Annotated in this window: 17 protein-coding genes; 3 read left to right on the top strand and 14 right to left on the bottom strand. The window is 45.5% G+C overall.

What is annotated here, in order from left to right; all coding sequences use genetic code 11:
* Positions 1 to 73: 73 nt before the first annotated feature.
* The 3 genes from EAI83_RS10895 to EAI83_RS10885 form a co-directional block, all read right to left on the bottom strand.
* Positions 74 to 1,120: an HD domain-containing protein gene (locus EAI83_RS10895; protein ID WP_302467471.1), complete on the bottom strand. Its 1,047-nt coding sequence runs from the start codon at positions 1,118 to 1,120 to the stop codon at positions 74 to 76.
* Positions 1,113 to 1,787 (bottom strand): RNA polymerase sporulation sigma factor SigE, encoded by a 675-nt coding sequence (sigE, locus tag EAI83_RS10890; protein WP_235812409.1) that lies wholly within the window; start codon positions 1,785 to 1,787, stop codon positions 1,113 to 1,115. The genes EAI83_RS10895 and sigE overlap by 8 nt, the downstream gene beginning before the upstream one ends.
* Positions 1,788 to 1,854: 67 nt before the next feature.
* Entirely contained in the window at positions 1,855 to 2,706 is an 852-nt protein-coding gene (locus EAI83_RS10885) for a sigma-E processing peptidase SpoIIGA (protein WP_044961994.1), read from the bottom strand.
* A 297-nt stretch (positions 2,707 to 3,003) separates the two neighbouring features.
* On the opposite strand from EAI83_RS10885, the gene EAI83_RS10880 reads away from it, so the two are divergent.
* A complete protein-coding gene (locus EAI83_RS10880) occupies positions 3,004 to 3,870 on the top strand; it encodes a shikimate dehydrogenase (protein ID WP_021652363.1) in 867 nt (288 codons plus the stop codon).
* A gap of 126 nt (positions 3,871 to 3,996) precedes the next feature.
* Here EAI83_RS10880 and thrS read toward each other — a convergent pair whose 3' ends face one another.
* The 4 genes from thrS to EAI83_RS10860 all read right to left on the bottom strand — a co-directional run bounded on the left by thrS (position 3,997) and on the right by EAI83_RS10860 (position 7,886).
* Complete coding sequence (gene thrS / locus EAI83_RS10875; RefSeq protein WP_092071309.1) at positions 3,997 to 5,958, bottom strand: threonine--tRNA ligase; 1,962 nt, start codon at positions 5,956 to 5,958, stop codon at positions 3,997 to 3,999.
* Between the two features lie 421 nt (positions 5,959 to 6,379).
* Entirely contained in the window at positions 6,380 to 6,862 is a 483-nt protein-coding gene (locus EAI83_RS10870) for a YdcF family protein (RefSeq protein WP_059085398.1), read from the bottom strand.
* Positions 6,862 to 7,371, bottom strand: a complete 510-nt coding sequence (locus EAI83_RS10865; RefSeq protein WP_059085397.1) for an SEC-C metal-binding domain-containing protein — start codon at positions 7,369 to 7,371, stop codon at positions 6,862 to 6,864. The genes EAI83_RS10870 and EAI83_RS10865 overlap by 1 nt, the downstream gene beginning before the upstream one ends.
* A 188-nt stretch (positions 7,372 to 7,559) precedes the next feature.
* Entirely contained in the window at positions 7,560 to 7,886 is a 327-nt protein-coding gene (locus tag EAI83_RS10860) for a hypothetical protein (protein ID WP_059085396.1), read from the bottom strand.
* Between the two features lie 37 nt (positions 7,887 to 7,923).
* On the opposite strand from EAI83_RS10860, the gene EAI83_RS18020 reads away from it, so the two are divergent.
* On the top strand, positions 7,924 to 8,157 hold the full coding sequence (locus EAI83_RS18020) for an AraC family ligand binding domain-containing protein (RefSeq protein WP_161206363.1): 234 nt from the start codon (positions 7,924 to 7,926) through the stop codon (positions 8,155 to 8,157).
* Positions 8,102 to 8,506, top strand: coding sequence for a helix-turn-helix transcriptional regulator (locus EAI83_RS10850; protein WP_161206362.1), 405 nt, complete (start codon positions 8,102 to 8,104; stop codon positions 8,504 to 8,506). The genes EAI83_RS18020 and EAI83_RS10850 overlap by 56 nt, the downstream gene beginning before the upstream one ends.
* A 134-nt stretch (positions 8,507 to 8,640) precedes the next feature.
* Here EAI83_RS10850 and EAI83_RS10845 read toward each other — a convergent pair whose 3' ends face one another.
* The 7 genes from EAI83_RS10845 to EAI83_RS10815 all read right to left on the bottom strand — a co-directional run bounded on the left by EAI83_RS10845 (position 8,641) and on the right by EAI83_RS10815 (position 15,846).
* Positions 8,641 to 9,462: an HAD-IA family hydrolase gene (locus EAI83_RS10845; protein WP_015527102.1), complete on the bottom strand. Its 822-nt coding sequence runs from the start codon at positions 9,460 to 9,462 to the stop codon at positions 8,641 to 8,643.
* A gap of 134 nt (positions 9,463 to 9,596) precedes the next feature.
* A complete protein-coding gene (locus tag EAI83_RS10840) occupies positions 9,597 to 10,871 on the bottom strand; it encodes an adenylosuccinate synthase (RefSeq protein WP_022426147.1) in 1,275 nt (424 codons plus the stop codon).
* 120 nt (positions 10,872 to 10,991) lie between these two features.
* Positions 10,992 to 12,425, bottom strand: coding sequence for an adenylosuccinate lyase (purB, locus tag EAI83_RS10835; protein WP_044961987.1), 1,434 nt, complete (start codon positions 12,423 to 12,425; stop codon positions 10,992 to 10,994).
* A 122-nt stretch (positions 12,426 to 12,547) separates the two neighbouring features.
* Positions 12,548 to 13,240 carry an amino acid ABC transporter ATP-binding protein gene (locus EAI83_RS10830; RefSeq protein ID WP_110102490.1) on the bottom strand — a complete coding sequence of 231 codons (693 nt, stop codon included), beginning with the start codon at positions 13,238 to 13,240 and terminating at the stop codon, positions 12,548 to 12,550.
* Between the two features lie 21 nt (positions 13,241 to 13,261).
* The gene (locus EAI83_RS10825; RefSeq protein WP_022426149.1) at positions 13,262 to 13,912 is read right to left on the bottom strand and encodes an amino acid ABC transporter permease; all 651 of its coding nucleotides are present in this window, start codon (positions 13,910 to 13,912) and stop codon (positions 13,262 to 13,264) included.
* A 228-nt stretch (positions 13,913 to 14,140) separates the two neighbouring features.
* Positions 14,141 to 15,031, bottom strand: coding sequence for an amino acid ABC transporter substrate-binding protein (locus EAI83_RS10820; protein WP_110102492.1), 891 nt, complete (start codon positions 15,029 to 15,031; stop codon positions 14,141 to 14,143).
* A gap of 92 nt (positions 15,032 to 15,123) precedes the next feature.
* The gene (locus tag EAI83_RS10815) at positions 15,124 to 15,846 is read right to left on the bottom strand and encodes a LytR/AlgR family response regulator transcription factor (RefSeq protein WP_059085394.1); all 723 of its coding nucleotides are present in this window, start codon (positions 15,844 to 15,846) and stop codon (positions 15,124 to 15,126) included.
* Between the last annotated feature and the right edge of the window lie 60 nt (positions 15,847 to 15,906).

Genomic DNA, 15,906 nt, shown 5'->3' with positions numbered 1-15,906 from the left:
TATATTTTAGGCGAAAACCGCCTCAAAGTCAACCCCAAACAAAAAAATATAACAAGTCTCCCTGCTATAACTCCTATTCCTTCACAGACACAGCCGGCATCTCCAGATACCTGTTCAGATCTTCTGTGAGAATATGGAGCTTAGTTCTGGTATCCTGCTCCTGATAAGTCAGCCGCCCTGCGATCCTGGTGATATAATCCTCTTCTTCGATAATCTCACAGGTCTCAGGAAAATTGATATCATAATACTGTGCAAGATAAGATACCCAGTAATCCACCGGCACATGTCTGTCTGCGGATAACACGGATTCTCTTCTGAGACAGGACTCCCACACTGCCGGTGAGATCAGCCCTTCTCCTGCAGCTTTCTCAGAGACTCCCAGCATGGCTTCAACAGACGCCTCCAGCTTTACTCTGCAGTTATCCAGCTTATCGGCATCCCGGATCAGTTTTGCATGGAAAAGTGTTCTTGCATCGTGGATTCCTTCCAGTTTGAAATCACTGTGCTTCCGAATTGCTGCATCGATCAGCTCATCAAATTTATCATCCTCCACGAAACGCCGGATCAGCTTCTCCTCCCCGAAGAGAAGTTCTGCACCGAACACGGCATGATCCATAGTTCCCGGCTCAAAGCTGTGAAATCTACGGATCTGCTCAAAACGGCCTATATCATGAAGCAGACCGATCAGCTCCGCAAGTTCCACATCTTCACCGGAACATTCCATTTTTCTGGCGATCTCTCCTGCGTATTTCACCACACCATAGGTATGTACGATCTTCAGACAGATCTGTTCATCCTCCCGGTCGTATTCATCCAGATATTTTTCGAATTCCTGTTTTGCATGCGCAATGTCGATCATTCTGCCACACCCCTTCTTCTTTTGTTCATTCCGTAGTTCTGTAAACACTCTGTATTTATTATATCGAAGGTCTCTGACAAATTCTACTGTATTTCCCGGAATTTTAAATCTTCTCGCTGCTGCCGAATGACTTCCCTGCTCAAGGAGCCAATTATACCCTTCGTTTCCGGAAATGATATCCGGAACAACATGGGCAACACCGCCCTCCTCTGTCTGGTCTGCCTCCACATCACGGAGCCATTTGCGGTTTCTTCTATTCATACTTTACGATTTCTTTCCTCAGCCGCTTCATGATCCGCTTTTCCAGGCGGGAAATGTAGGATTGCGAAATTCCTAAAAGATCCGCTACCTCCTTCTGTGTTTTCTCGCTTCCTTCCCGGTTTCCGATGCCGAATCGCAGACGGATGATCATCTGTTCCCGCTTTGTCAGTTTGCTGATGGCTTTTCCAAGAAGTGCGATCTCCACCTCATCTTCCAGACGTCTGGAAATCACATCGTCATCCGTTCCCAGGATATCCGAAAGCAGCAGCTCATTTCCATCCCAGTCCACATTCAGCGGCTCATCAATGGAAACCTCCATCTTTGTTTTGCTGTTTCTCCTCAGATACATCAGGATCTCATTTTCGATACATCGTGATGCATAGGTAGCAAGCTTGATATTTTTTACCGGATCAAAGGTATTGATAGCCTTTATGAGCCCTATGGTTCCGATGGAGATCAGATCCTCCACACCTACCCCTGTATTATCAAATTTCTTTGCAATATAAACCACCAGCCGTAGATTATGCTCGATCAGAACCGACTTTCCCTCTTTTTCCTTTTCTGTTCCCAACATTTCGATCACTTCAGCCTCCCGTTCCGCTGACAACGGCGCCGGAAGGATATCATTTCCACCAATATAAAAAACCTCTCCCGGACGATTGAACATAAATTTCCGGATCACCTGAAACGGATAGGATCTTGCAGCTGCTCTGTTCATAACATAAGCCCCCTTCTCAATTTAATAGTCTGGAATTCAAAAGTATCTCGTACTCTTCTCCCAAAGCTGAGGGCTCGGATGTTATAGCAAGCACCGGTTTTCCTACATGTACCACCCTTTCGGGAGTCTGGATCAGAAGTTCATCAAGGATCACTGCCAGCAGCAGTCCTTTTTTTCCATCTGCGGTATGACAGCTCAGAAAATGCGGCTGCAGACTGACAAATCCTGTATTTTCCAGTTCCTCTGGTTTATCTTTAATATCCATCAGTTTTTTCACCTGCTCTTTCGATATCAGGCTTCCCAAAAGTTCCTGTTTGATGATCGATACCGGCTGTTTTTTCACAGGATCCATAAGGAGATTTCCGGTATCATAAAAGCCGTATGTCTGCTGCAGCTTCCCCTGATATTTCAAAGTGACCGGAAAAATATTTCTTCTTCCAAACCGGAAGGTCTCGGTCACACATCCCAGAGTATAAAGTGTGCCATAAATCCCTGCCAGAAAAAGCAGAAATATTTTCACCGTCATGGTTCTTTCCGTTTCCAGTGCCTGATAGATCCCGCCAACCACAAAAGCTGTGAAATACAGAGCCAGAATGGTTTTTACAAGAAGGCCGCCTTTTTTCAGTCGAAAAGCAAACGACGCCATAAAAAAAGCGCAGCCGCCATGGATCAGTACAGCGGCAGGAAAAATGATCTTAAAAGGTACACATACAAGCAGGCAGGATACAAAAGATCCAAAGGCAGCGGATATCACACATCTTCTGCGTTTCCCGTCAAGATGCAGAAATTTTCCCACAAGTCTTAAAAGCATGTAATCCATAAGGAAATTCGTCATAAAAACGATATCTATGTATATCCTCTGATACATAAGCTTCCCCCACTGCTGTTTCGTCTGCCATCGATTCTCAACTTTGGTAAGTGTATTTATTATAGGGCAGGCTCTTTGCATATTTTGTCAAATCCGGATGTCGATTCTTCTAACTTATCGGGTCGTTTCTGTCTGTCTCGACATTTATAGATTTTTTCTATGAATCGGCGACAAAAATGTATAAATTTCCGTACAATATTTGTATTTGTTGATTTTCGCACTTTATAGTGCTAAAATATTTTTTATTATATTTCGTAAAGAAATTCTATTATATGAGATACAGGAGGGAATCGAACAATGATCAATATTACCGGACATACCGGGCTTACCGGCCTTCTGGGAAGCCCCGTGGCACACAGCGTATCACCTTTAATGCACAATGAGGCATTCCGTTATCTTGGACTTGATTATGTGTATCTCTGTTTTGATGTAACAGAGGAGACCCTTCCCCAGGCTGTGGAAGGACTGAAAGCCTGTGGGATCAAGGGCTTTAACCTGACCATGCCAAACAAGAATAAGATCGTGGAGCTTCTGGACGAGCTTTCTCCCACTGCCCAGCTGATTGGAGCGGTAAATACCGTACGCAACGACAATGGAAAATTAAAGGGGTTTAATACTGATGGTTATGGATTTACCCAGTCTGCCAGAGATGCCGGCTGTGATGTAAAGGGGCGCACTATCACCGTTATGGGTGTCGGCGGTGCCGGAATGGCGATCTGCGGCCAGTCCGCCCTGGAGGGTGCAAAAAAGATCCATGTTTTTGCACGTCCTACCAGCCGTTACTGGGAACGTGCTGCTGCCATGGCAGAAAAAATGTCTCATATGACAGAATGTGAGATGATCCTTCATGAGATGGATGATCACACTGCGCTGAAGGACGCACTGGAGGAAAGCAATCTCCTCATCAATGCAACTTCTGTGGGAATGGTTCCGGATGTGACAGGCACCGTGATCCCGGACAAGGCTCTGTTCCATCCGGAGCTTACCGTAGCCGATGTTGTATATGAGCCAAGAGAAACAAGACTTCTCAGGGAAGCCCGGGAAGCCGGATGTCCGACCTTTAACGGAATGTACATGCTGCTCCACCAGGGTGTAAAGGCTTTCCACATCTGGACCGGACTAGACATGCCGGTTGAGCTCGTGAGGGAGAAATATTTTAAATAAAAAATATCCGGCAATACTGACCGCCTCCGCATCACAGCGTGGTCTCAATATTGCCGGATCAAAAATAAAGGCGGCCCGCCTATCACACGGGTCGCCTTTTATTTATCCGTCAATCATCTGTTTTGTTTATTTCTTCTCTTCCTGAACCTCGATCTTACGGATCGTCTTGTTCTTGATCTCTTCTTTGATGAAGTCAATGAACTCACCAAGCTCTTTCATTCCCTCATCGCCAAGATAGCGGCTTCTTACGGAAACCTTACCCTCTTCTTCCTCTTTTGCACCAACGATAAGCATGTAAGGTACTCTCTCAAGACGTGCCTCACGGATCTTGTATCCCATCTTCTCGGAACGTCCGTCTACAGAGCAGCGGATTCCTGCTTCTCTCATCTGAGCTTCAACCTTCTGTGCATAATCGTTATACTTCTCGGAGATCGGGATCACACGAACCTGCTCCGGGCAGAGCCATGTCGGGAACATTCCTGCGTATTTCTCAATGAGCCATGCCAGTGTTCTCTCATAGCATCCCATGGATGTACGGTGGATGATGTACGGACGCTGTTTGTCGCCATTCTCATCGATATAGTACATATCAAACTGCTCTGCGAGAAGTGCATCCCACTGGATCGTGATCATTGTGTCTTCTTTTCCGTATACGTTCTTTGCGTTGATATCAACCTTCGGTCCGTAGAAAGCAGCCTCGCCCACATCCTCTGTGAATGGAATGTTCAGCTCCTCAAGCATCTGGCGGATATGGCCTTCTGTCTCTTCCCATACCTCCGGCTCACCGATGTATTTCTCTTTGTTTGTCGGATCCCATTTGGAAAGATGATAGGTTACATCTTCCTCAACACCAAGTACCTGCAGACAGTACTGGGCAAGTGCGATACAGTCTTTGAACTCTTTTACCATCTGGTCCGGTCTTACGATCAGATGTCCCTCGGAAATAGTAAACTGACGAACTCGTGTCAGGCCATGCATCTCTCCGGAATCCTCATTACGGAACAGTGTGGAGGTCTCGCCGAGACGGATCGGCAGATCACGGTAGCTGTGCTGCTCTGCTTTGTATACATAGTACTGGAACGGACATGTCATCGGACGAAGTGCATAAACCTCTTTGTCCTTCTCCTCATCACCAAGTACGAACATACCATCTTTGTAATGATCCCAGTGTCCGGAGATCTTGTAAAGATCGCTCTTTGCCATAAGAGGAGTTTTTGTTCTTACGTATCCACGCTTTGTCTCCTCATCCTCGATCCAGCGCTGAAGCTCCTGCATCATGATCACACCGTTTGGCATGATAAGCGGAAGTCCCTGTCCGATCACATCTACAGTTGTGAAGATCTTCATCTCACGGCCAAGCTTGTTATGATCACGTCTCTTTGCTTCTTCCATCTGCTCCAGATGCTCTTTCAGCTCATCCTTTGTAGCATAGGCTGTTCCGTAGATACGTGTAAGCATTGCGTTCTTCTCACTGCCTCTCCAGTATGCGCTGGAAGAAGAAAGAAGTTTGAATGCCTTGATGCCTTTTACACTCATCAGGTGTGGGCCTGCACAGAGGTCTGTCCAGTCTCCCTGTGAATAGAAGGAAATCTCTTCTCCCTCCGGAAGATCCTCGATCAGCTCAACCTTGTATGGCTCATTTTTCTCTTTAAAGTATGCGATGGCATCCTCACGGGATTTTGTAAAACGCTCGATCTTTGCGCCTTTTTTGATGATCTTTTTCATCTCTTTCTCAATGGCGTCAAGATCCTCACGTGAAAATGGATCGTGGTCGAAATCATAGTAGAAGCCTGTATCAATGGATGGTCCGATGGCAACCTTTGCCTCCGGGTATAAGTTCTGTACAGCCTGTGCCATTACGTGAGATGCTGTATGACGGAGAACTGCAAGGCCCTTCTCGTCTTTCGCTGTAAGGATATTCAGCTCACAGTCGCTGTCAAGAACTGTACGAAGATCTACGACCTCTCCGTTTACTTCTCCTGCACATGCAGCACGTGCAAGGCCTTCGCTGATGTCATATGCGATATCGATCACAGCTTTTGCTTCTGCATATTCTTTTTTTGAGCCGTCTTTTAATGTAATGATCATTGTTGTTTCTCCTTTCATTTGAAATGAAGTTTCTATGGTACACAGTATGTGTCTGCTTTTGCAAGAGATTCTGCAATAAAAAAATCCCTCACAGTACATCACATACTGTAAGGGACGAGTTCATTCATTCTCGCGGTTCCACCCTGCTTGCTCTGCTGCCCGGTCATGCCAGGATGCAAAGCCTCTCAATTATGATGATAACGGAATCACCGGACCGGATTGGGGCCACTCGGAGGTAGTCTTCGGCTGTTTCCCGATAAGATGTTTCCAGCACTTCACATCTCTCTCTGTAACGTTTCACAGCTTACTCGTCTCGTCAACGTGTTTTTTATTTCTTTTTCTGTGGTTCATTATAAGCGCAGTATTTTTATTTGTCAACGCATGTTGACAAAATTTTTGAGATTTCTCTTCTCGCACAGATCTACAGATTTCCCATGAGTTTGTCTTTGATAATAGCCAAAATCTCACGGGGAATGTAGATAAAAAGACGCCAGCTTCGATACCTGGAAGGTACCATGGCCACTTCCCGGAATCCACATTTTCTTGCAATGGCTGCTCCTCTCCATACATGAAAATTGTTCGTCACCACGCCTACAGAACAGTCTGTGGTTCCGATCTTTCTGCAACTGAATTCCAAATTCTCTTTCGTACTGGTAGATTCCTCTTCCCGTATCAGTCTGTCCCCGTTTATTCCGTGACCGGTAAGATAACGATACATGGCCTCTGCCTCGGAAATGTTTTCTCCATCGCCTTTTCCTCCGGATAGCACTGCCTTCGTACCCGGATTTTCTTCAAGATAAAGAAGAGCCCTTCTGGCTCGTTCCAGAAGGGCAAGTGTCATCCGTGTTCCGTCCACATGGGCACCTAACACGATAATGTAATCCAGATTCTTCTTTACGCTCATTATCTTCCGCAGCAGTGTTTGTATTTCTTGCCGCTTCCGCATGGGCACGGATCGTTTCTTCCGACCTTGTGCGGTTTCACAACTGTGCCGGATTTCTTCTGCTCCATGTAGAGGGTTTTCTTTTTCTCTTCTGTGAAGATCTTGTCCCACTGAGGAAGGTTGTAAAGCCAGTCAGCCTTGGCATCTACCATGTTCTTATAGAGTGCCTCTTTATCAAATGCAAGGTTTACCTTGGTATCCTCATCCATAGTCTCGATCGGGTTCGGAACCTTCAGACTGTCATTGATTCCGTCAAGGAAACCAACCATAGTCATAACGTCCTGACCGTATTTCTCAGCAAGCTCTTTTACAGTTCCGGAAACAGTCTCATCCGGGTTCTCAAGAAGCTGCTCATAAATATTCTTCTCAATGTTAAAATAATTTGCCCAGAAGCGCTGAAGCTTATTCTTATCTGCATTCTGATTATAAGCAATGGAACGCCACTGCTCAAGAATTGTCATATCGCTCATTGTCTGATCCTCTTTTCCAAAATTTTAGATAAATAAGACGGAGATTTATATTCCGCTTCGCAATTTCTATTTATTATATCATCTTTTGGCGAAGAAATCAAATACATCTGTTTCATATCCGAGTTATTTTATCACACTGTGATTTAGTTCAAGCAGATATTCGCGCCCCCGCAGAGGACTTACTTGCTTCAGTTAAAATATTTTCTGAGAAGATAAGTCGGAGTGCAGCTCCATGCGTGACAGTAGCTGTTGACAATGCTGCTTCCATATGGAGATTCTGCAGGATTTTCCGGATTATAAAGCTCCCAGAATGTATCCGCACCGTGGCTTATCATTCCGCCCCAGTAATATTTCATATATTCCATTGCCTGGTCTTTTTTACCACACATCAGAAGTGCTTCCACAAAATGATGGTTCATATATGGAGAAACCATTCCTTTTTCCGGTTTCAGTTCCACCAGACGATCCAGTATTTCTGCTCCTTCTTCGCCGCTGACTGCTTCCGCCAGGATCATCCATACCTGACTTGCTCATGATATAAATGGCAATATCGTGCTTTCCAAGCATTACCGCTATACCCCTGTTTTTCCCCATGAACATGAATTTTTTGAGATCCTCTGTCTGTATGACGGAACTGCCCACACTGCGATACAAAGGATCGAACACACTTTGCATACCGGAGATATCTGTATCATCCCACCGCATACCACTCACAGTGTGGGGATCTTTGATGACAGTGTTGCTTTTAATATTCTGGGCCATGCTGCTGCGTTTTCACAAAAATGATATTGAATCCATCCTTACAAAGGACAGCACCGGAAATTCTGTAACGGAAATCCTCAACTACCTGAACCGTCACTACCAGAGCGTTACCTTACATGAAGCTGCAAAGCATTTTGGCTATAGTACTTCCCACCTCAGTACCCTGATCAAGGAAAGTACCGGACGGACATTTTTACAGATCATCCGGGATATCAAGCTGAACCAGGCATGTCATGCTCTGCGTGAAACCTCTCTCAGCAATCTTGCGATCTGTGAACTTGTAGGGTATGAAAGTCCGGAGCATTTCATGCGTATTTTTAAAAAAACATATGGAATGACTCCCGGTGAATACCGGAAGAAGAACAGGGAATAAAAGATTACAAGATCTTATATATTTTCTGTATAACAGATGCCGTTCCGGGAGATACTTATCATATCCTCCCCTTTAGAATGCAGAGGGCTTCGCGATGGTGCAGGCCCTCTGCGTTTCTCTTTTCACACTGAAGGTCATTTCACACCAAGCTTCTCAAGCGCCTTCGCCGCCTGCTTCAAATTCTCAAACTGGATGGTATGGATACCGGCTTTTCCGGCTCCCTCACAGTTCACGGCACGATCATCCAAAAATACCGATTTCTCCGGTTTCAGGCTGTAACGCTTCAGAAGTGTTTTGTAAATATCCACCTCAGGCTTGATCTGCTGCACATCACAGGAAAATACCACTCCGTCCATATATTTCAGAAAAGACATATCCTGCTTTGTACGATCCAGCATATAAGTTCCGTAGTTGGAAAGGACATAGAGATGATATCCCTGATTTTTGAGATATTTCACCCAGGTTTCCGCATAATCATACAGATGCATACACTCCGGATCACGTCGTACCACCTCACGGATATCTGCTTCATATTCCGGTGCACTTTCCACAAATTTATCTACATACCAGGACTCCTCATGCTGTCCACGGTCCTGTTCCTCCCAGATCGGGTTGCGAAATACTGCATCTGCGATTTTCTGATACTTTTCTTCCGGGAAGTCATAGCTCCGAAGATACTCTTCCCAGTCATAGCCCATCAGCACATTTCCCACATCAAAAATAATATTCTCGATCATACGGTTTTCATCCTCTCTCGGCTTCTTATTTCCCCAGATCCGATACGCCATCCAGAAAACATACGCTACGATCGGTACCAGAACTGCTGCCGCAAAAGCCCCCCGGAACAAAGCCTGGGCGTTTTCACTGCTTCCCCAGGCAAATGCCATTGGAAGGCAGAATATAAGAAGTAATATGACAACACCTGCAAGTGCTGCGATTCTTTTAAAATTTTTCATTGAACTTCCTTTCACATGATACATCCGCTATTCTATCTGTTATTTTAACTGAATATCTCTTTGAACCAAAAGGGCGCCGGAGAAATTCTTCCCCGGCGCTTCCTGTTGTCATAATCCTGATACTGTAAAAATAATTATCTATAAATGATGTCGTTTCTTCCTGGTCCGTTAGAGATCATTGTGATCGGGAATCCAATATGTTTTTCTACGAACTCTACATATTTTCTGCAGTTCTCCGGAAGATCCTCATATTTTTTGATTCCACGGATATCGCATTTCCATCCCGGAAGCTTCTCAATAACCGGTTTTGCTTTCTCAAGCTGCACAGTTGTCGGGAATTCTGTTGTCACCTCTCCGTCGATCTCATAGCCTGTGCAAACCGGGATCTCATCCAGATATCCCAGAACATCCAGTACTGTAAAAGCAACGTCTGTAGCTCCCTGGAGACGGCATCCGTATTTGGATGCAACACAGTCGAACCATCCCATACGTCTCGGACGGCCTGTAGTAGCACCGAACTCACCACCGTCACCGCCACGTTTTCTCAGCTCATCTGCTTCCTCGCCGAAGATTTCAGAAACGAATGCACCTGCTCCAACTGCACTGGAGTAAGCTTTGCATACGGTTACGACCTTCTTGATCTCATATGGAGGCAGGCCTGCACCGATAGCACCATAAGCAGCCAGTGTGGAAGAGGATGTAACCATCGGATAGATTCCGTGATCCGGGTCTTTCAGAGTTCCGAGCTGTCCCTCAAGAAGAACCTGTTTTCCCTCTTTCAGTGCATTCCAGAGATAGAGAGATACGTCGCATACGTATGGCTCAACCATCTTCTTGTATTCCATCAGCTCATTCATGATGTCTTCCGGTTTCAGAAGAGGCTTATGATAGAGATGCTCAAGTGTTACGTTCTTGGTCTCGCAGATACGTACAACCTTCTCTTTCAGTGCTTCCTCATCAAAAAGCTCACTTACCTGGAAGCCGATCTTTGCATATTTGTCAGAATAGAACGGAGCGATTCCGGATTTTGTGGAACCGAAAGCCTTGCCTCCAAGACGCTCCTCTTCATACTGATCGAACAGAATGTGGTAAGACATTACCATCTGTGCTCTGTTGGAGATCAGGATCTTCGGTGCCGGTACTCCACGGCCTACTACTTCGTTGTACTCCTTGAAGAATACCGGAATGTTCAGTGCAACACCGTTTCCGATGACACTGGTCGTATGTCCGTAAAACACACCTGACGGAAGTGTATGAAGTGCGAATTTACCGTAATCATTTACGATGGTGTGGCCCGCATTGGCTCCACCCTGAAATCTTACGATGATATCGGCTTTCTCAGCAAGCATATCTGTGATCTTGCCTTTACCTTCATCTCCCCAGTTTGCTCCTACTACTGCAGTTACCATAACACAGTTCCTCCTTGTGTCTTTCTCTATTATTCGGAACGGCATGTTCTCTGCCTGTAATACACAGAGACACGTCATTCCTGTCTGTGTTCATTTCTTAATGTTTATAACATCTTGGAATTATACGTTGATCTCAACCTTAACGCCAAGCAGATCCTTATGTGCATCCAGAACCGGCTGTACCACATTGGCGATAAATGCCTCTGTCTGCTCTTTGGCACGTCCTGTATATCTGGACGGATCCATGGATTTCTGAAGATCCTCAAGAGTCAGGTTAAATGCCGGATCTGCTGCGATCAGCTCAAGAAGATTGTTATCTTTACCCTCTACCTTCACGTTCTTTCCTGCTTCCATGGAAAGCTCACGGATACGCTCATGAAGTTCCTGACGGTCTCCGCCTGCCTTAACTGCATCCATCATGATATTCTCAGTTGCCATAAATGGAAGCTCAGACATCAGTCTCTTCTCGATAACCTTCGGATAAACAACCAGTCCGTCTACAACATTGAGGCAGAGATCCAAGATTCCGTCGATCGCAAGGAATCCTTCCGGAACGCTGAGACGCTTGTTTGCAGAGTCGTCCAGAGTTCTCTCAAACCACTGTGTTGCAGATGTGATCGCCGGGTTCAGTGCATCGATCATCACATATCTGGACAGGGAAGCAATTCTCTCACTTCTCATCGGATTTCTCTTATATGCCATAGCGGAAGATCCGATCTGGGATTTCTCAAATGGCTCCTCTACTTCCTTCAGATGCTGAAGAAGACGGATATCGTTGGACATCTTATGTGCACTTGCAGCGATTCCCGCAAGGATATTCAGCACACGGGTATCAACCTTTCTGGAATAGGTCTGTCCGGAAACCGGATAGCAGGATCTGAATCCCATCTTCTCTGCGATCATCGGATCGATCTTGTCGATGGTCTCCTGATCCCCGTCAAAAAGTTCCAGGAAGCTAGCCTGTGTACCGGTTGTTCCCTTGGAGCCAAGAAGCTTCATAGTGCTTAATACATACTCAAGGTCCTCAAGATCCATCAGGAATTCCTGAGTCCAGAGAGTTGCTCTCTTACCTACGGTTGTCGGCTGTGCCGGCTGGAAATGAGTAAACGCCAGAGTCGGCTGATCCTTATACTGTGCAGCAAACTTGGAAAGCTCAGCGATCACGTTCACAAGTTTCTTGCGGACAAGTTTCAGTGCCTCTGTCATAACGATGATATCCGTATTATCTCCTACATAACAGGAGGTCGCTCCCAGATGGATGATACCTTTTGCCTTCGGGCACTGTACACCAAACGCATACACGTGAGACATTACATCATGGCGAACCTGACGCTCACGCTCCTTAGCCACATCATAGTTGATATCATCCGCATGAGCTTTCATCTCGTCAATCTGCTCCTGGGTGATGTTAAGGCCAAGCTCACGTTCCGTCTCAGCAAGTGCGATCCACAGCTTTCTCCATGTGCGGAATTTCATGTCCGGGGAAAAAATGTACTGCATCTCTTTGCTTGCGTACCGCTCTGACAGCGGGCTTACATATCTGTCTGTATTCATTATTATCCTCCTGATTACATACATCCGGGCCGGAATGGCGAATGATCCGTTATCTGCCCGAATCTGGTTAATTCACGCCTCTTGAAATTATATAACATTGCCTCTTTAAAAGCAACCGTTTGTTACTCCATACCCTGATGGAATTTTCCCAAAAATTCCTTCATTCTGCCATTTTCGGAAGAAAATACCTCCTGCGGCGTTCCCTCCACTGCGATCACACCCTTATCCATAAAGATGATACGGTCGGAAATATCTCTTGCAAAATTCATTTCATGAGTAACGATCACCATGGTGATATGCTCCTGAGCAAGATCCTTGATAACCTTCAGGATCTCACCGGTCAGTTCCGGATCAAGTGCAGATGTAGGTTCATCAAAAAACAGGATCTTCGGATTCATACAGAGCGCACGGGCAATGGAAACTCGCTGCTGCTGTCCTCCGGAAAGCTGAAAAGGATATGCCTTCTCCTTGTCTGCAAGGCCCATTTTCTTAAGAAGGCTTCTTGCCTGGACGTAAACCTCATCTTTCTTTCTCTTCTGCACCTTCAAAGGTGCATCCACTATATTTTTCAGTACGGAAAAATGCGGAAACAGATTGAACTGCTGGAACACCAGTCCCACATCACCGTTTTTGATGATCTCGCCGCTGTCCGGCGTCTCAAGTCCTGTGGCACAACGCAGGATGGTTGACTTGCCGGAACCGGAAGGACCGATGATACTTAAAACTTCTCCCTCTTCCACGTCAAGAGAGATATCTTTGAGAACTTCCAGTCCGTCAAAGCTTTTTTTGATATGTTTCATTTCAAATAATTTCATATTTTATACTCTCCATTCCGGTTAGCGGTAGTAATTCATACTTTTCTCAACCTTCTGCATCACAACAGCCACGATCAGGTTGAACACATAATAAAATATCGCAGCGATCACAAATGGCATCATTGTTGTCTGTGCACTTGCGATCTGCTTGGCAATGGTAAACATCTCCGCAACTGCCACAACAAACGCAAGGGAAGTATCCTTGACCAGCGTAATGACCTCATTTGTAATAGACGGCAAAATCCTCTTGATCACCTGTGGAAGAATGATGCGGAAAAATGTCTGCACCTTATTGTATCCAAGGATCTTTGCAGCTTCATACTGTCCCACCGGCATGGATTCAATGCCGCCGCGGTAGATTTCTGCAAAGTAAGCTGCATAGTTGATGGCAAATGCGATAAATACAGCGATCAGACTATATCCCATGGAAATACGGATCCCGAAGATAAAATAAGGGCCGAAATATACCACCATCAGCTGCAGCATCAGCGGCGTTCCTCTCATGATGGATATGTACCCGGATACAATGGTACGGATCACTTTGTTTCTGGACATTCTGCCAAAACAGATCAGAAGTCCCAGCGGCAGAGAAAACAGCAAGGTTACAAAAAAGATCTCAATAGAGACCAGCATTCCTCCTGCCAGCTGCTGGAGCATTACACTAAAACTCATTTTTTTCCTCCTGGTTCGGAGTATCAGTCCCATTTATCGGACTGATACCTGTAATTCCTGTAAACAACAGGAAATGAGCGTGTACGGCAGCTCTTTCTGCGCCGAAGCACCCTCATTTCCTTTTTATGCGGAAGCTTCAAAAGCTTCTGCTATGTTTCTTATTTCTACTGCTGTTGGATAGCTTAAAAAATATCTTCACAGCTTTTACTGTACCGGATCTGTACCGGATCATTTGGATTCAGAATCGGTTTCTTTCTCTGTGCTGTCTGCACTTTCTTCTGTGTCAGCTTCTGCTGAATCAGAATTCTCTGTCTTATCCTTGTCCTCGCTGATGCAGAGCATGCTCTTATCCAGTTCATACTTATCTGCAAGCTTGTCAACCTCACCGGACTCGTCAAGCTTCTTGACCTCATCCCATACGAGATCCTTCAGCTCATCATTTCCCTTCTTGAATCCGATGCCATACTGCTCGTTCTGGATCGGCTCGTCAAGGATCACATATTTATCCTTGCCTCTCTGGGAAAGCTGATAGTTAGCAACACCAATATCAACAGCAACAGCGTCTGCAGCTCCGGAATCAATATTCATAAATGCAGTGTTGTAGTCCGGATTCTCTGTAAGAGATGCAAAGCTGTCCTTCAGGTCCTTATTGTCATCGTTGTTCAATGCGTCCAGTGCAGCGGATGCAGCCTGTACAACTACGTTCTTGCCCTTAAGATCCGCAAGCTTCTCAATTTCAGAATCCTTGGCAACTACGATCACCTGCTCATTGTTGATGTATGGATCACTCCATGTATAGTCATCCTCACGTCCGTTGATAGTAAATCCATTCCATATACAGTCGATCGTTCCGGAGTTCAGCTCCATATCCTTGGAATCCCAGTTGATAGGCTTCTTAACAAGTTCCCAGCCAAGATTATCACATACTTCCTGGGCAAGGTCAAGGTCAAATCCTACATATTCTCCGTTATCATCCTTATATCCGAACGGAGGATATTCAGCATCAAATCCTACGATCAGGGTCTTATCCTCAACACCTGCCTGTACACTCACTCCTGTTACCATCATTCCTATTGTCATCGCTGCCGCCATTACTACTGCAACTGTTCTTTTCTTCATGGTCATTCTCCTTTTTTCGGTTATCTCTTTATCACATGGTCACTCTACCACGTGAAAGCGTATGGTTATAGTAACATACCCAAAAGGAGCTGTCAAGAGCAAACCTTCTGCTCTGCCAGATAATCTTTGTATTTCTTTCTGGCCGTTTTCAGATATGTTCTGGAAATTGGGATTTCCGTCTGTCCGACCACAAAACTGTTCTTCTTAAGTGAAGTTACCTTCTCCATGTTAATACAAAAGCTCTGATGACATCTCAGAAAACTGCTGTCTGACAGCTGTCCCGAAAAATCCCCCAGCCTGGCTCTGCAGCTGATCTTTTTTCCATCGGTAAGATGAAATGTCACACTGTGAAGACTACTGGATATATATGCCAGATGATCGTGCTGCAGTGTATAAACCTGTTTCCTGTAGCGAAAATACAGCGCTCTTCCGCCTTCACGCCTGCATACCTCCAGGATATGTACCAGAACATGTTCCAGTTCTCCACTTTCAACCGGTTTGACCAGATAGTTATAGGCAAACACTTCAAATGCTTCTTTATAGAATTTTTCATTCTCTGCCACCAGCACAACCGGGATATAATGTCCTTTCAGGCGCATTGTCCGTACAGTTTCCAGACTCCTGCCCTGATCACCATCCAGCCCCAGAAATATCAGATCGCAGATCTTGTGTCCCTCTGCCAGTCCTTTCAGAAGACTCTCTCTGGTCCGATACAGAAGGAGCTCTGCATCAGGGACCAGTGTGGAAAGCTGCCTGTACAGCTTCTGTGCATCCTTTCGTATTTCATCACATATCGCGATCGTCATCACTGCCATTGCCGTGTTTTCCTCCCTCATGCTCTTTCTGATATTAACATTTTATTTTCAAAGAAAGAC

Source organism: Blautia sp. aa_0143, from assembly GCF_004167315.1.
Taxonomy (GTDB): domain Bacteria; phylum Bacillota; class Clostridia; order Lachnospirales; family Lachnospiraceae; genus Blautia_A; species Blautia_A fusiformis.
This window is presented reverse-complemented; position numbering and strand designations above follow the sequence as displayed.

Bases quoted from the DNA above. Each gene is read 5' to 3' on its own strand.
- EAI83_RS10895 (WP_302467471.1), bottom strand. From the start codon at position 1,120: ATGAATAGAAGAAACCGCAAATGGCTCCGTGATGTGGAGGCAGACCAG.
- sigE (WP_235812409.1), bottom strand. From the start codon at position 1,787: ATGTTCAATCGTCCGGGAGAGGTTTTTTATATTGGTGGAAATGATATC.
- EAI83_RS10885 (WP_044961994.1), bottom strand. From the start codon at position 2,706: ATGTATCAGAGGATATACATAGATATCGTTTTTATGACGAATTTCCTT.
- EAI83_RS10880 (WP_021652363.1), top strand. From the start codon at position 3,004: ATGATCAATATTACCGGACATACCGGGCTTACCGGCCTTCTGGGAAGC.
- thrS (WP_092071309.1), bottom strand. From the start codon at position 5,958: ATGATCATTACATTAAAAGACGGCTCAAAAAAAGAATATGCAGAAGCA.
- EAI83_RS10870 (WP_059085398.1), bottom strand. From the start codon at position 6,862: ATGAGCGTAAAGAAGAATCTGGATTACATTATCGTGTTAGGTGCCCAT.
- EAI83_RS10865 (WP_059085397.1), bottom strand. From the start codon at position 7,371: ATGAGCGATATGACAATTCTTGAGCAGTGGCGTTCCATTGCTTATAAT.
- EAI83_RS10860 (WP_059085396.1), bottom strand. From the start codon at position 7,886: ATGATCCTGGCGGAAGCAGTCAGCGGCGAAGAAGGAGCAGAAATACTG.
- EAI83_RS10850 (WP_161206362.1), top strand. From the start codon at position 8,102: ATGACAGTGTTGCTTTTAATATTCTGGGCCATGCTGCTGCGTTTTCAC.
- EAI83_RS10845 (WP_015527102.1), bottom strand. From the start codon at position 9,462: ATGAAAAATTTTAAAAGAATCGCAGCACTTGCAGGTGTTGTCATATTA.
- EAI83_RS10840 (WP_022426147.1), bottom strand. From the start codon at position 10,871: ATGGTAACTGCAGTAGTAGGAGCAAACTGGGGAGATGAAGGTAAAGGC.
- purB (WP_044961987.1), bottom strand. From the start codon at position 12,425: ATGAATACAGACAGATATGTAAGCCCGCTGTCAGAGCGGTACGCAAGC.
- EAI83_RS10830 (WP_110102490.1), bottom strand. From the start codon at position 13,240: ATGAAATTATTTGAAATGAAACATATCAAAAAAAGCTTTGACGGACTG.
- EAI83_RS10825 (WP_022426149.1), bottom strand. From the start codon at position 13,912: ATGAGTTTTAGTGTAATGCTCCAGCAGCTGGCAGGAGGAATGCTGGTC.
- EAI83_RS10820 (WP_110102492.1), bottom strand. From the start codon at position 15,031: ATGAAGAAAAGAACAGTTGCAGTAGTAATGGCGGCAGCGATGACAATA.
- EAI83_RS10815 (WP_059085394.1), bottom strand. From the start codon at position 15,846: ATGGCAGTGATGACGATCGCGATATGTGATGAAATACGAAAGGATGCA.